This is a genomic window from Burkholderia sp. IMCC1007 (assembly GCF_027257875.1).
GTDB lineage: Bacteria > Pseudomonadota > Gammaproteobacteria > Burkholderiales > Burkholderiaceae > Burkholderia.
Window position 1 is genome coordinate 140,275 of sequence record NZ_JAPVQY010000004.1, and the last position, 13,602, is coordinate 153,876.

Genomic DNA, 13,602 nt, shown 5'->3' on the forward strand with positions numbered 1-13,602 from the left:
TCATCGCTTTACCGCGTAATCGTTCGTGTGCGGCCAGGATCAGTTCAGCCCGCGATCGGCCGCCTCGACGAGCTTGCGCTCCGCTTCGGTGTCGAGCGAGCGGCACGTCCACAGATAGACGAGCGCGGCGACCGGCAGGCCGATCAGCATCGCGATGTCGGTACCGCCGAGCGCGCGCGCGACGGGGCCCGTGTACAGCTCGGTCTTGAAGAACGGGATCATCGCGACGAAGCCGATCGCATACGCGGTGAGGCCGCGCCAGTTCCAGCGTCCGTAGATGCCGCGCGGATTGAAGATCTCGCGCACCGAGTAATGCGTGTGCCGCACGAAGAAGAAGTCGACGAGGTTGATCGCGGTCCACGGCGTGAACAGGTAGCCGAGGATGCCGAGGAAGTCGCCGAACTTGCCCATGAAGTCGTCGGACGCGGCGAACGCGAGCGAGGTCGCGACGAGCGCGACGATCAGCAGGCTGGCGATCCGCTTGCGGGCGCTCGACTTCAGCGGCCGGAACGAATCGGTGATGCTCAGCAGCGTGAGCGACGCGCCGTAGAAGTTCAGCCCCGTGATCGCGAGCAGGCCGAGCAGCGACAGCAGCAGCGTGATCGACCCGAAGCCCGGATGGATCGCGTCGCCCGCGCGCTGCACGGCGTCGGCGATCTCGATCTTCGAATTCAGCGCGGCGGCGGCGGTGCCGACCAGCATCATCCATGCGCCACCGATCAGCGCGCCCATGAAGGTCCACCAGAAGGTTGCGCGCACACCGGTCGTCGGCGGCAGATACCGCGAGTAGTCCGACACGTAGATCGACCACGACAGCTGATACGCGGCGGCCGCGAACAGCTGCACGAGGAACGGCGTCGCCTTGAAGCCGGCGAACGACAGCTGCTCGGCCGGAAACGGCACCTTCACGCAGATGCCGACGCTGAATACGGTCAGCGCGATCAGCAACGCGATCGCGAGCCAGCGCTGCGCCTTGTGGATCAGGTCGTAGCCGAACACCGCGAGGCCCACCGCGATCGCGGTGAACACGATATAGCTGACGTGCGGCTCCGTGCCGAGCAGATGGTGCGCGGTCTGGCCGGCCATCAGCTGGTTGAACGAGTTGTAGCCGATGTATGTGACGAGCGCGACGACCCAAACCAGCAGCGCGCCCATGTAGCCGAACTGCGGGCGCGACTGGATCATCTGCGGCAGCCCGAGCTGCGGGCCCTGGCTCGAATGGAACGCCATGAAGAACGTGCCGAGCAGGTTGCCGATCAGCACCGCGATCGCACTCCACAACAGATTGCCGCCCATGCTGACGCCGATCGCGCCGCACGCGATCGTCGCGAGGTTCGCGTCGCCGGTAAACCAGACGGGCCACAAATGCCACGCCTTGCCGCGCCGCTCCGCGAGCGGCACGTAATCGATCGAACGCGCCTCGATGCGCGATTTGGCGCGGCCCTCCTCCATCGCGATGCCGTCGGCCACTGCTTGCTGTCTCATGTCTCCTCCATTGCGTCGGACGGCGCCGGTCACGCGCCGCGCCGCCAACGGGCGCAGGCCCGGCGACGACACGGCGGATCACCGGACACCGGCGACGTTACCTTCAGTTAACGATGAACTATCGGTTAACCATGGTACGCAGTTCGTAGGCGTGCCCGTACTAGCGCATTCTCCTATTGACGCCCCTTCAAAATACGTCGACTTACGATTTCGAGCAACGATCAGACAAATTCCGCCATCGAGGCGGCCCTGTTGTTGCCGATCTCGGGATAACCCTGATCCAAAACCGGGCGTGAATCTCCTATATTTCGTTAACCGTTAGTTTTAACGTAACCATCAGTTAATACAAACAACGCAACCGCGACCTAATCGCCCCGACGCCATGACCTACCTGCCGATCGAATTCCATCAGAAGGCCACGCTGCCGCAACTGCCTGCCGATTTCTGCTCGAACCCGGAACTCGCGTGGACGATTCCGAAGACCTATTACACGTCGCAGGAAGTGTTCAAGGCCGAGGAAGAGAAGATCTTCGCCGATACGTGGATCTGCGTCGCGCACCGCAGCGAGCTGGCCGACGCCAATCAATATGTGACGCGCGAAGTGATCGGCGAGAACATCCTGATCGTGCGCGGCAAGGACAAGGTGCTGCGCGCGTTCTACAACGTGTGCCCGCACCGCGGCCACCAGCTGCTCGAAGGCAGCGGCAAGGCGAAGAACGTGATCACGTGCCCGTATCACGCGTGGGCGTTCAAGCTCGACGGCGCGCTCGCGCATGCGAACAACTGCGATCACGTGCAGGCATTCGACAAGGAGAATTCGAGCCTCGTGCCGGTCAAGGTCGAGGAATACGCGGGCTTCATCTTCATCAACCTGAACCCGAACGCCGGCACCGTCGAGGAGCAGCTGCCCGGCATGGAGGCGCGCCTGCGCGCCGCGTGCCCGGTGATCGACGACCTGAAGCTCGCCGCGCGCTTCGTGTCCGACACGCCCGCGAACTGGAAGTCGATCGTCGACAACTATCTCGAGTGCTATCACTGCGGCCCCGCGCACCCCGGCTTCTCCGACTCGGTGAAGATCAACGAGTACGAGCACACGCTGCACGGCAACTGGACGGTGCAGTTCGGCCATGCGCGATCGTCCGAGCGCTCGTTCAAGCTCGACCCGTCAGTCAAGGACCCGAGCTTCCAGGGCTTCTGGGCATGGCCGTGCACGATGTTCAACGTGCCGCCCGGCGCCGACTTCATGACCGTGATCTATGAATTCCCGGTCAGCGCGGAAGTCACGCTGCAGCACTACGACATCTACTTCCTGAACGAAGCGCTCACCGACTACCAGAAGAACTTGATCGAGTGGTATCGCAACGTGTTCCGCCCGGAAGACCTGCGCCTCGTCGAGAGCGTGCAGAAGGGGCTGAAGTCGCGCGGCTATCGCGGCCAGGGCCGGATCATGGTCGACCCGCGCCGCAGCGGCATCAGCGAACACGGCATCGCGCACTTCCACCATCTGCTCGCGCAGAAGTATCAGGACTGACCTTTCGCTCCAGGACGACACCGAACATGACCTCCCGTGAACAACCGGGCCTGCTGCGTGAGCAGGCATACATCGCCGGCGCGTGGCGCGGCGCCGACGACGGCGCCGTGCTCGACGTCACCAACCCGTCGACGGGCGAGCTGATCGCGCGCGTGCCGAACATGGGCGCGGCCGAGACGCGCGCCGCCATCGCCGCCGCGCACAGCGCGTTCGCGAGCTGGCGCAAGACCACCGCGAAGGAGCGCGCGCGCCTGCTGCGCACGTGGTTCGAGCTGATCATGGCGCGCCAGGAAGATCTCGCGGTGCTGATGACGCGTGAGCAGGGCAAGCCGCTTGCCGAAGCGCGCGGCGAAATCGCGTACGCGGCGTCGTTCGTCGAATGGTTCGCCGAGCAGGCCAAGCGCATCGACGGCGACGTGATCCCGAGCCCCAACCCCGACCAGCGTCTCGTCGTGACGAAGGAGCCGGTCGGCGTGTGCGCGGCGATCACGCCGTGGAATTTTCCGGCGGCGATGATCACGCGCAAGGCCGCGCCGGCGCTCGCCGCCGGCTGCACGATCGTGATCAAGCCGGCCAACGAGACGCCGCTGTCCGCGTTCGCGCTCGCCGCGCTCGCCGAACAGGCCGGCATTCCGCCCGGCGTCGTCAACGTCGTGACCGGCAAGTCGCGCGAGATCGGCGCGGAAATGACGTCGAGCCCGCTCGTGAAGAAGCTCACGTTCACCGGCTCGACCGAAGTCGGCCGGCTGCTGATGCGGCAGTGCTCGGACACCGTCAAGAAGATGTCGCTCGAACTCGGCGGCAACGCGCCGTTCATCGTGTTCGACGATGCCGATCTCGATCGCGCGGTCGAAGGCGCGCTGCAGTCGAAGTACCGCAATGCGGGCCAGACCTGCGTATGCGCGAACCGCTTCTTCGTGCACGACGCCGTATACGACGAGTTCTGCCGCCGCTTCGCCGCGCGTGTGTCGGCGTTCAAGGTCGGCGACGGCTTCGATGCCGACGTGAACATCGGACCCCTGATCAATGAAGCCGCGCGCGACAAGGTCGATGGCCTCGTGCGCGATGCGGTGGCCGGCGGCGCGCGCGTGCTGGTCGGCGGCACGCCGCATGCACGCGGCGGCAACTTCTACGCGCCCACCGTGCTCGCCGATGCGAAGCCGGGGATGGCCGTGCTGACCGAGGAAATCTTCGGGCCCGTCGCGCCGGTCGTGCGCTTCACGACCGACGACGAAGTCGTGCAGCTCGCGAACGAGTCGATCTACGGGCTCGCCGCGTATTTCTACAGCCGCGACATCGGCCGCGTATGGCGCGTCGCCGAGCAGCTCGAATACGGGATCGTCGGCATCAACAGCGGGCTGATCTCGAACGAAGTGGCGCCGTTCGGCGGCGTCAAGCAGTCCGGCATCGGACGCGAAGGCTCCAAGTACGGGATCGACGATTTCCTGTCGATCAAATACCTGTGCATGGGCGGCCTGAGCGCCTGATTCCCGTCGCGCGCGCGGCGGGCTTCGGCCCGTGCGCGCCGCGTTTCATCCACGAACGAACGACCCCAGCGATACCCGCCGCGCCGCGCGCATGTCGCCCCGCGCGCCGCCGGCAAAGGACAGCCTCATGAACGCCCGTGAATCGATCACCGTCGACGTCGTCGCCGTCGAGACCCTCACCCCGCTGATCAAGCGCTTCACGCTCGCGCTGCCCGACGGCGCGGAACTGCCGCGCTTCAGCGGCGGCGCGCACGTGCTCGTGTCGATGCAGGACGGCGAGCAATGGCGCCACAACGCCTATTCGCTGCTCGGCTCGCCGCACGATACGCGCCAGTACCAGATCGCGGTGCGCCGCGAGGAAGCGTCGCGCGGCGGCTCGGCGTTCATGCACGACCACGTCGCGCCCGGCACGCGGCTCGCGATCGGCTCGCCGGCGAACCTGTTCGAGCTCGCGCGCGGCGCGCGCCGCCACGTGTTCATCGCGGGCGGCATCGGCATCACGCCGTTTCTCGCGCAGCTCGCCGAACACGCGCCCGGCGGCGACGTCGAGCTCGAACTGCATTACGCGTACCGCAGCCCCGAGCACGGCGCGTTCGTCGACGAACTGCAAGCCGGCCCGCATGCCGCGAACGTGCACACGTACGTCGACAGCCTCGGCCAGCGCCTGGACCTGCTGCGCCTGTTCAAGTCGCTGCCGGCCGACGCGCACGTGTACGTGTGCGGGCCGCAGGGCCTGAACGATGCCGTCGACGCGAACGCCGCGCTGCTCGGCTGGCCGAAGGCGCAGCTTCATTCCGAACAGTTCGCGGCCGCCGACACGGCCGGCCGCGCGTTCACGGTCGTGCTCGCACGCTCGGGGATCGAACTCGAAGTCGCCGAGGACACGACGATCCTGCAGGCGATCGAGCGCGCCGGCGTGCAGATCGAATCGCTGTGCCGCGAAGGCGTGTGCGGCACCTGCGAAGTCGCGATCCTCGAAGGCGAGGCCGATCATCGCGACCAGTACCTCGACGACGACGAAAAGGCCGCGCAAAAGACCCTCCTGCTGTGCGTATCGCGCGCACGCACGCCGCGGCTCGTGATCGACCTGTAAATTTTTCCGCGCGCGTATCCGTTAAACTACGGCGGATACAGGGAACCCCCGGCGCGCCTCTGTCCTGACGCGGCGGCATCGCCCGCGGCCCGCACCACGCGCGCCGCGGGCGATGCCGCCGTTGTCGTCCGGCCGCGCGCCGTCGTCAGAAAGAGGAATGGATGTCCGAGGATACGTTCGCGTTCCGTCTCAAGGTGCTGCTCGAGCACAAGAAGCTGAGCCTGCAACAGGTCGCCGACGTCGTCGGCATCTCGCGGCCGGCCGTGCACAAGTGGACGCGCGGCGGCGAGATCGATTATTCGAACCTGCGCAAGCTGGCCGCGTTCCTCGACGTCAACTGGGTCTGGCTGCGCTACGGCGACGACGCGGTCAAGGATCTCGGCCTCGGCGCGCCGACCGAACTGCCAATGACCGACCTGCGCCGCCGCTACACGGCCGAGATCGTGTCGAACGAAGCGCGCATGAAGCATGCGCAGGAAGTGGCCGGCATCGTCACGTGGGAATGGAATCTCGTGTCCGACGAGCTGATCTATTCCGATAACTGCGCGAACCTGTACGGCCGCGAGATCCATAGCAACGAAGAGTTCTGGGAAATCCTGCATCCCGACGAGCGCAGCTGGCTGAACAGCCGCACGCTGCGCGAGGCGATCGATGCGCGCGAGCCGTACGTATGGGAATTCCGGATCGTGCTGCCCAACGGCACGGTGCGCTGGATCGAGTCGCGCACCGCGACGCTCGTCGACGATGCGGGCCGGCCGACGCGGATGATCGGCACGACGATCGACATCAGCGCGCGCAAGGCGGTCGAACAGCAATTGCGTGCGCGAATCGCGCTGCTCGCCGACGCGGAGCGCCTCGCGGGGCGCGGCGCGTGGCAGTGGCGGCCTGAAGCCGATGAAGTGAGCGTGTCCGACGAATGGTGCCGGCTGTTCGGCGTCGCGACGGCCGATGCGCCGCGCCGCCATGCGGACCTGCAGGCCCGCGTGCATCCGGACGACCGCGCGGCGCGCGACGCCGCGGTACAGGATGCGATCGTGCGGCGCGGCGAGTATCGTGCGCTGTACCGTGCGCTGCTGCCGGACGGCATGGTGCGGCTGCTGCTCGAACAGGGGCACGCGCGCGCCGACGACGAAGGTGACGGTGACGGCGTGCGGGTGACCGCCGTGTGCCGCGCGGCGGAGCCGGCCGACGCGATGGCATTCGCCACGCAGCCGGCCGCGACCGTCACGCCGCACTGACGACGTTGGCGTTGGCGCTGACGGTGAGGTGACGCCGCCGCCCGGTTGCGCCGCTTGCGCATCCATGCGCGCGGCGCCGCGGGTGACGCAGCGTCAACGCATCGACATCAAAGCGCGGCGGCCACCGCATGGCCGACCGCCGTCGTATCGGCCGTGCCGCCCATGTCCGGCGTGCGCGGCCCGTTCACCAGCACCGTCTCGATCGCGCGCATGATCGCGTCGTGCGCGTCCTTGAAGCGTGCATCGCCGTCGCCGAGGAAATCCAGCATCATCGCGCCGGACCAGATCATCGCGATCGGGTTCGCGATGCGCTTGCCGAAGATGTCGGGCGCCGAACCGTGCACGGGCTCGAACAGCGATGGGAACGTGCGCTCCGGGTTCAGGTTCGCCGACGCGGCCAGGCCGATCGTGCCGGTGCATGCGGGGCCGAGGTCGGACAGGATGTCGCCGAACAGGTTCGACGCGACGACCACGTCGAAGCGGTCGGGCTGCAGCACGAAGCGCGCGGACAGGATGTCGATGTGCTGCTTGTCCCACGCGATGTCCGGATAGCCGGCCGCGACCGCCGCGACGCGCTCGTCCCAGTACGGCATGCTGACCGCGATGCCGTTCGACTTGGTTGCCGCCGTCAGCTTCTTGCGCGGTCGCGTGTTCGCGAGCTCGAATGCGTACTTGAGGATGCGGTCGACGCCGTGGCGCGTGAACACCGATTCCTGCAGCACGAACTCGCGCTCGGTGCCTTCGAACATCTTGCCGCCGACCGACGTGTATTCTCCTTCGGTGTTTTCGCGCACCACGTAGAAGTCGATGTCGCCGGGCTTGCGGTTCGCGAGCGGGCACGGCACGCCGGGCAGCAACCGCACCGGCCGCAGGTTCACGTACTGGTCGAACTCACGGCGGAACTTCAGCAGCGAGCCCCACAGCGAGATGTGATCGGGCACCTTGTCGGGCCAGCCGACCGCGCCGAAGTAGATCGCGTCGTAGCCGCGCAGCGTGTCGAACCAGTCGTCCGGCATCATCTTGCCGTGCTGCAGGTAGTAGTCGCAGCTGGCCCATTCGAAGTGCGTGAATTCGAGGTTCAGGCCGAACTTCGCGCACGCGGCCTGCAGCACGCGCACGCCTTCGGGCATCACTTCCTGGCCGATGCCGTCGCCCGCGATCGCCGCGATCCTGAATGTCTTGCTCATGGTCCGTTCTCCGTGTCGTTGCATCCGTTAGGTCGATCGCCGCGCGGGGCCGCCGGGCCCGCACGCGACGCATTGACGACAGGATGCCGGAAAGCCGGCCGCGGATAATCCGCTCGAGCATGGATGCGTTCTGCACGAATCGTGGACAATCGCGGCGCGTCACGATCCGCGTCGCGTCACGATCTGCGTGATCTGCGTAAGCCGGGCGATCCGCGTGCGCCGCCTGTCACCGCGATCCGAGCAGCGTCGCCAGCGCGACGTCCGCGAGCTTGCCGAACGGCGCACGCAGCAGGCTCGGCAGATTCCAGCGCCCCTGCACGAACACGCCCTTCGCATGGCTCATCGCGCGGAACCCTTCGATGCCGTGATACGCGCCCATTCCGCTCGGGCCGACGCCGCCGAACGGCAGATCTTCCTGCGCGACGTGCAGCAGCGTGTTGTTGATCCCGACGTTGCCTGACGTGGTGCGTTGGAGCACGGTCGCGCAGTCGCCATCCGTCGGGCCGAAGTAATAGAGTGCGAGCGGGCGCGGACGCGCGTTCACGTAGTCGATCGCGTCGCCGATCGTCCGGTACGTGCGCACCGGCAGGATCGGCCCGAAGATCTCTTCCTGCATCAGCGCCGAGTCGTCGCTGGCGCCGACGACCAGCATCGGCGCCAGCGTGCGCGTGCGGCTGCCCGCATGCTGCGGCGTGACGCCCGCCTCGATCACGCGCGCGCCCTGCCGGCGCGCATCGTCGACGAGCCCTTTCAGCCGGTCGTAGTGCCGGTCGCTGACGATCGACGTGTAGTCGGCACTCGTCGGGCCGTCCGGATAGAAGCGCGCGACCATCGCGTCGTAGCGTGCGACGAATGCGTCGAGGTCGTCTTCGTGCACGAGCGCGTAGTCAGGCGCGACACAGGTCTGCCCGCCGTTCGACAGCTTGCCGAACACGATGCTCGACATCGAGCGGTCGTCGACGTGCCCGCGCGCGACGATCACCGGGCTCTTGCCGCCCAGTTCGAGCGTGACCGGCACCAGGTTGTCGCTGGCCGCCTTCATCACCTTGCGCCCCACCTGCGTGCTGCCGGTGAACAGCAGATGATCGAACGGCAAGCCGCTGAACGCGGCGCCGACTTCCGGGCCGCCGAGCACGATCCCGACTTCCTCGCTCGCGAAGGTGGCCTCGAGCATGCGCCGCATCACGTCGCTCGTGCGCGGCGTCAGTTCCGACGGCTTGAGCATCGCGCGGTTGCCGGCGGCGAGCGCGGTGGCGAGCGGAATGAACGTGAGCGCGAACGGATAGTTCCACGGCGCCATCACGCCGACCACCCCGACCGGCTGGTATTCGACGCGCGCCTGCCCGGCGCGATAGAACAGGCCGACATGCCGGCGCTGCGGCTTCATGAAGCGGCGCAGGTTGCGCGTCAGGTAGTCGATCGCCTGGATCACGCCGACGAGTTCCATGATCGCCGTCTCGTGGCGCGAGCGGTGCCCGAAATCGGCGCTGACCGCCTCTTCCGCCTCGCGCCGATGCGCGAGCACCACGGCGCGCAGCCGCGCGAGCCGCGCCTTGCGCTGCGCGAGGCCCGGCGGGCCGTCCGCGATGAACGCGCTGCGCTGGCGGGCCAGCAACGCCGCCGGGTCGATACTCAAGCTGGATTCTGCGGGAACGCCCATGTCGAACCTCATCGGTTTGCGTCAATGTAGACACTGTCAACTTGCGTGCCACGGATCATAGGACCACAATGTGTTCCATGTCAACATTGGAAAACCCCGCAATGCCAGCTGATGCCGATACCGGGCACAAGACCTACCACCACGGGGATCTGCGTCGCGCGATCATCGACACGGCGCTCGACACGCTGCAGGAGCAACAGGGCTGGCAGTTCACGCTGCGCGAAATCGCGCGGCGCGCGAACGTCAGCCATTCCGCGCCGTACCGCCATTTCCCGGACAAGGCCGCACTGCTGCACGAACTCGCGCTGATCGGGTTCGACCGCCTGCGCGACGAACTCGCGGCGGCCATCGATTCCACATCGGACACACCGACCGTGCTGCGCGCACTCGCGTATGCGCATCTCGCGTTCGGCCAGCGCAATCCCGATCTCTATCGTCTGATGTTCGCGGCCGACGCCGGCGACCCGTCGGACATTCACCGCGATCCGCGCACGCAAGCGCCCTTCCTGCTCGTCGTCGAGTTGCTGGAACGCGGCCAGCAAGCCGGCACGATCCGTCCGCGTTCGGCGCTCGGCCAGGCGACCGCGTGCTGGGCGCATCTTCACGGCCTGACGATGCTCGCGATCGACGGTCGGCTGGTGCGCGAGAAAGTCGGCGATCATGCGATCGAGGATGCGCTGACGACCTTGCTCGACGGGCTCGTGCTCGCCGACGAACCGCGGCGGCCGAGCCGCGCGAAAAGGTCTTGACCTTCCACTTTGCTCAAAGGTCCGCAATCGGCGAAGGCGACGGCCGAGCAGGGCGTCGCGCTCCTGTAACGCGGCAGGCCGGCGCGATGCGCGGGCGGCACCTGACGCCCGACGCGCCGCCGGCCGGCACGACACCGGCCGCTGACCCGCGGTGGCAGCAGCCTGTCTCGTCACGTCGATTCGTCATCCTGCATTTTCCATTTCCTGTCGCGACGGGCGCGCTCGCAACACGCTCAAAGCAACTCGAAACGCAACCCCGCATGGCGCACGAGCCGCTCGACGAAACGCGCGTCGAACATCGTCGCGGGCGTCCAGAATCCGCCGGGGCGCCCGGTCTTCTCGCCGTCGCGAGCCCAATCCAGCGCGAGGCCGACGGCGGCCTGCCCCAGCATCTTGCCGGTCGAGCCGTAGCCCGGATCGCGATCGCCGGTGACTTTCACGCGCAGCGTCCGCCCGTCGTCGGTGCGGCCGAAGAAGCGCAGGTCGTAGCGGCCGGCCTGCTGCGCGGCGACGCTCGGCCCCTCGCCCGGCTTCGGCAGCAGGAAGCGCTCCATCACGCCGCGCACCGGCTTGATCAGAACGCCCGCCATGAACGCGCCGAGGCCGGCCACCAGCGTCAGCGCGGCGACGCGGCCCTTCAGGCCCGTGCCGGCGATGACCGCTTCGTCATATGTGAAGCGGCTGCCGTACGCGTAGTCCGCGAGCGCATTGGAGCGGTGCACCACGCGCTCGTTGATCGCCGCCATCACGAACGGTGCGATCCACGTGCCGGCGTCGCGATCGAATTCCGCCGACCTGACCGCGTGCTGCCGCACCGTGAAGCGACGATCCTTCGGGCACAGCGCGTACGGATCGAGCAATTCGCGGCGCAACGCGGGATCGGCCGCCGCTTCGCGCACGACGTTGATCACGCTCGCGACCGTTCCGCCCGACGCGCCGCCCTTCAGCGTCCTGACGCGCATCTTCACCTGGGTGGCCGGCACGCCCCACTGGCGCCGCGCGTGCTGCTGCAGGAACAGCACGCCGAGATCCGACGGCACTGAGTCGAAGCCGCAGCAATGCACGATGCGCGCACCCGACTGCCGCGCCGCCGGCTCGTATCGTTCGATCATCCGCTTGATCCACTGCGTCTCGCCGGTGAGGTCGCAGTAGTCCGTGCCGGTTTGCGCGCAGGTGCGGACCAGCGGCTCGCCATACAGCGCATACGGGCCGACGGTCGACACGACGACGCGCGTTTGCGCACATAACGCCCGCAATTGCGCTTCGTCCGCCGCGTCGGCGACGATGATCGGCAGCGCCTGCCCCGCGTCGCCCAGCGAGTCGCGGAGTGCGCGCAGCTTCGTTGCGGAGCGGCCGGCAATCGCCCAGCGCAGCGTTTCACCGCTGCCCGGCAGGTAATCCGACAGGTAGCGGGTCAGGATCTGCCCGACGAAGCTGGTGGCACCGAATACGACGAGATCGAGATCACGGGGCGGCTGGGTCATCGATGCTTCCTCGGGAAAGGGGTGGCTGCGGACGGCGGCCGGGTTCATCGAACGGGTTCGTTCAACGCTGGTTCAACGCCTGCAGCGGCGTCGGCAGATTCAGCACCAGCTGCGCATCGTCGAGCACGTCGAACCGCATGATGGTGGATATGCCCAGCCCGTCGAGCAGCTGGCTCAGCGGGCCGCCGTGCCGCACCAGCTCGACGTCGCGCGGCAACATGCGCTGCGCGTACGACAGCGTATTGGTCTGCACCGAACTCTGGTGCCACACGCCGTCGACGAGATTGATCATCGTGTTCGTGCCCATCCGCGATTGCGGTGCGACGCGGGTCAGCGCAGGCGCCGGCGCGTTCAGCGTCAGGTCCGGCCTACCGTCCGGCCCGGCAATCCGCGCGCTGACGCGTGCGCCGATGTTCAAGTCGATATCGGCGAGCCATTTCGGCAGCTGATAGCCGTGCACGCCGCGCACCCGCGCGATTTCCGTGGTGACGGGCAGCGCCAGCACATGCGCGAAGAAGCTCCTGCGCCGCATTGCGTCGAGCAGCTCCAGCGCGTGCGAGCCGCGCGCGCCGGGCCGGCGAATCACCACTGCGACGGAAACCTCGTCGTACGGATCGTTGTCGCAGACCGAATAGGAAAAGAACGTCAGCGCGACCAGCCCGTATCCGGGAACCGCCCGCAGCGGCCCGAGCGGCACCGGCAGCATCGTGCGCAGCCGTTCGAGCGGCGCGAGAAACAGCAGCTGCGCGCTGCTGGAACGATAGTAGAAGTTCGGCGCCCACGTCGGCCCGACGCGCGACGCGACCTGACGCTTCGGAATCCGACGGAAAAAATCGATATTCCCCGCGGCGGGATCCCGCGCGACTTCGTCGAGATCCGGGTTCATCCGGAACCGGTCGTAGTACCCGCCTTCGGGCACGTCGACCTTGTGCGGCCCGAATTCGACCTGTGTAAAGCGCCTGTCCATGTGCGTTGCCTCGCGTCGCAGATTGATCGTGGCAGGCAACGTGCGCGGCCTGCTGATTCATTACCGTCAGCAGGCACTCTAAGATTCAACTTCACTTCAAGGTCAAGGGGCCCGACTAGAGGAACCGGTCGGAATGCACGGCGCGCGTCATTTGGCGCTCGACCGGCGCGCGTTGCCGCGGATCGGAAGTCATGCGGGAAGGCAGCGGGCAAGCGAACGACATCGAATGACTAACGGCGCTCGGATCGCGCGCCTTGCTCCGCTGCCTCGCCCATGTTTCGCCAAGCCGTTAAGGCACTGATCGCCAGCAACGCGGGCGAGACAATCAGCGCGTGCCCGAGGCCGCGCACGAATGATGCCGGTTCCGTGTCGCGAACGAGAAAAGCCGAACACGGCGACGCCGAGCACGCCGCCGACCTGACGGGCCGCATTCAGCAGCCCCGATGCCGTACCCGACTGCGCGCTGCTGACCGCGGCCAGCAGCGCAGCGGTGATGGTCGGGATCGTCAGCGCGATGCCGCTGCCTGCGAGCAGCATCGGCAACGCGAGCCACCCGTGCGATGGCGCGGCAAGTGCCGGCCACATCGCCAGATAGCCGGCTGCGGCGATCGACAGGCCGGCCGTCGCCAGCACGCGCGCACCGGTTTTTCCCGCCAGCCGTCCGGCGACGATGTTCATCAGCATCAGGATGCCCATCATCGGCAGGAACGCGAGGCCCACC

The 13,602-nt window shown here is 67.3% G+C and carries 11 protein-coding genes; 5 read left to right on the top strand and 6 right to left on the bottom strand.

The features are described from left to right. Positions 1-39: 39 nt before the first annotated feature. Positions 40-1,485, bottom strand: coding sequence for a purine-cytosine permease family protein (locus tag O1Q03_RS06175; protein ID WP_269502216.1), 1,446 nt, complete (start codon positions 1,483-1,485; stop codon positions 40-42). A 382-nt stretch (positions 1,486-1,867) separates the two neighbouring features. Between O1Q03_RS06175 and O1Q03_RS06180 the strand changes: the two genes are divergently transcribed. The 4 genes from O1Q03_RS06180 (at position 1,868) to O1Q03_RS06195 (ending at position 6,834) form a co-directional block, all read left to right on the top strand. Then, the gene (locus tag O1Q03_RS06180) at positions 1,868-3,016 is read left to right on the top strand and encodes an aromatic ring-hydroxylating oxygenase subunit alpha (protein WP_269502217.1); all 1,149 of its coding nucleotides are present in this window, start codon (positions 1,868-1,870) and stop codon (positions 3,014-3,016) included. Positions 3,017-3,042: 26 nt separating this feature from the next. After that, positions 3,043-4,503 carry an NAD-dependent succinate-semialdehyde dehydrogenase gene (locus O1Q03_RS06185; RefSeq protein ID WP_269502218.1) on the top strand — a complete coding sequence of 487 codons (1,461 nt, stop codon included), beginning with the start codon at positions 3,043-3,045 and terminating at the stop codon, positions 4,501-4,503. 127 nt (positions 4,504-4,630) lie between these two features. Then, positions 4,631-5,596 carry a PDR/VanB family oxidoreductase gene (locus O1Q03_RS06190; protein WP_269502219.1) on the top strand — a complete coding sequence of 322 codons (966 nt, stop codon included), beginning with the start codon at positions 4,631-4,633 and terminating at the stop codon, positions 5,594-5,596. 161 nt (positions 5,597-5,757) lie between these two features. Next, positions 5,758-6,834: a PAS domain-containing protein gene (locus tag O1Q03_RS06195; protein WP_269502220.1), complete on the top strand. Its 1,077-nt coding sequence runs from the start codon at positions 5,758-5,760 to the stop codon at positions 6,832-6,834. A 107-nt stretch (positions 6,835-6,941) separates the two neighbouring features. On the opposite strand, the gene O1Q03_RS06200 is transcribed toward O1Q03_RS06195, so the two are convergent. After that, the gene (locus O1Q03_RS06200) at positions 6,942-8,021 is read right to left on the bottom strand and encodes a tartrate dehydrogenase (RefSeq protein WP_269502221.1); all 1,080 of its coding nucleotides are present in this window, start codon (positions 8,019-8,021) and stop codon (positions 6,942-6,944) included. A gap of 226 nt (positions 8,022-8,247) precedes the next feature. Then, a complete protein-coding gene (locus O1Q03_RS06205) occupies positions 8,248-9,657 on the bottom strand; it encodes a coniferyl aldehyde dehydrogenase (protein ID WP_269502222.1) in 1,410 nt (469 codons plus the stop codon). A gap of 125 nt (positions 9,658-9,782) precedes the next feature. On the opposite strand from O1Q03_RS06205, the gene O1Q03_RS06210 reads away from it, so the two are divergent. Beyond that, on the top strand, positions 9,783-10,430 hold the full coding sequence (locus O1Q03_RS06210; protein WP_269502223.1) for a TetR/AcrR family transcriptional regulator: 648 nt from the start codon (positions 9,783-9,785) through the stop codon (positions 10,428-10,430). 233 nt (positions 10,431-10,663) lie between these two features. On the opposite strand, the gene O1Q03_RS06215 is transcribed toward O1Q03_RS06210, so the two are convergent. The 3 genes from O1Q03_RS06215 to O1Q03_RS06225 all read right to left on the bottom strand — a co-directional run bounded on the left by O1Q03_RS06215 (position 10,664) and on the right by O1Q03_RS06225 (position 13,580). Next, positions 10,664-11,914: a saccharopine dehydrogenase family protein gene (locus O1Q03_RS06215; RefSeq protein WP_269502224.1), complete on the bottom strand. Its 1,251-nt coding sequence runs from the start codon at positions 11,912-11,914 to the stop codon at positions 10,664-10,666. A 61-nt stretch (positions 11,915-11,975) separates the two neighbouring features. Next, positions 11,976-12,881 carry an acetoacetate decarboxylase gene (locus tag O1Q03_RS06220; RefSeq protein WP_269502225.1) on the bottom strand — a complete coding sequence of 302 codons (906 nt, stop codon included), beginning with the start codon at positions 12,879-12,881 and terminating at the stop codon, positions 11,976-11,978. Between the two features lie 189 nt (positions 12,882-13,070). Further along, positions 13,071-13,580 carry an MFS transporter gene (locus tag O1Q03_RS06225; RefSeq protein ID WP_269502226.1) on the bottom strand — a complete coding sequence of 170 codons (510 nt, stop codon included), beginning with the start codon at positions 13,578-13,580 and terminating at the stop codon, positions 13,071-13,073. Positions 13,581-13,602 lie beyond the last annotated feature (22 nt).

Bases quoted from the DNA above. Each gene is read 5' to 3' on its own strand.
- O1Q03_RS06175 (WP_269502216.1), bottom strand. From the start codon at position 1,485: ATGAGACAGCAAGCAGTGGCCGACGGCATCGCGATGGAGGAGGGCCGC.
- O1Q03_RS06180 (WP_269502217.1), top strand. From the start codon at position 1,868: ATGACCTACCTGCCGATCGAATTCCATCAGAAGGCCACGCTGCCGCAA.
- O1Q03_RS06185 (WP_269502218.1), top strand. From the start codon at position 3,043: ATGACCTCCCGTGAACAACCGGGCCTGCTGCGTGAGCAGGCATACATC.
- O1Q03_RS06190 (WP_269502219.1), top strand. From the start codon at position 4,631: ATGAACGCCCGTGAATCGATCACCGTCGACGTCGTCGCCGTCGAGACC.
- O1Q03_RS06195 (WP_269502220.1), top strand. From the start codon at position 5,758: ATGTCCGAGGATACGTTCGCGTTCCGTCTCAAGGTGCTGCTCGAGCAC.
- O1Q03_RS06200 (WP_269502221.1), bottom strand. From the start codon at position 8,021: ATGAGCAAGACATTCAGGATCGCGGCGATCGCGGGCGACGGCATCGGC.
- O1Q03_RS06210 (WP_269502223.1), top strand. From the start codon at position 9,783: ATGCCAGCTGATGCCGATACCGGGCACAAGACCTACCACCACGGGGAT.
- O1Q03_RS06215 (WP_269502224.1), bottom strand. From the start codon at position 11,914: ATGACCCAGCCGCCCCGTGATCTCGATCTCGTCGTATTCGGTGCCACC.
- O1Q03_RS06220 (WP_269502225.1), bottom strand. From the start codon at position 12,881: ATGGACAGGCGCTTTACACAGGTCGAATTCGGGCCGCACAAGGTCGAC.
- O1Q03_RS06225 (WP_269502226.1), bottom strand. From the start codon at position 13,580: ATGATGGGCATCCTGATGCTGATGAACATCGTCGCCGGACGGCTGGCG.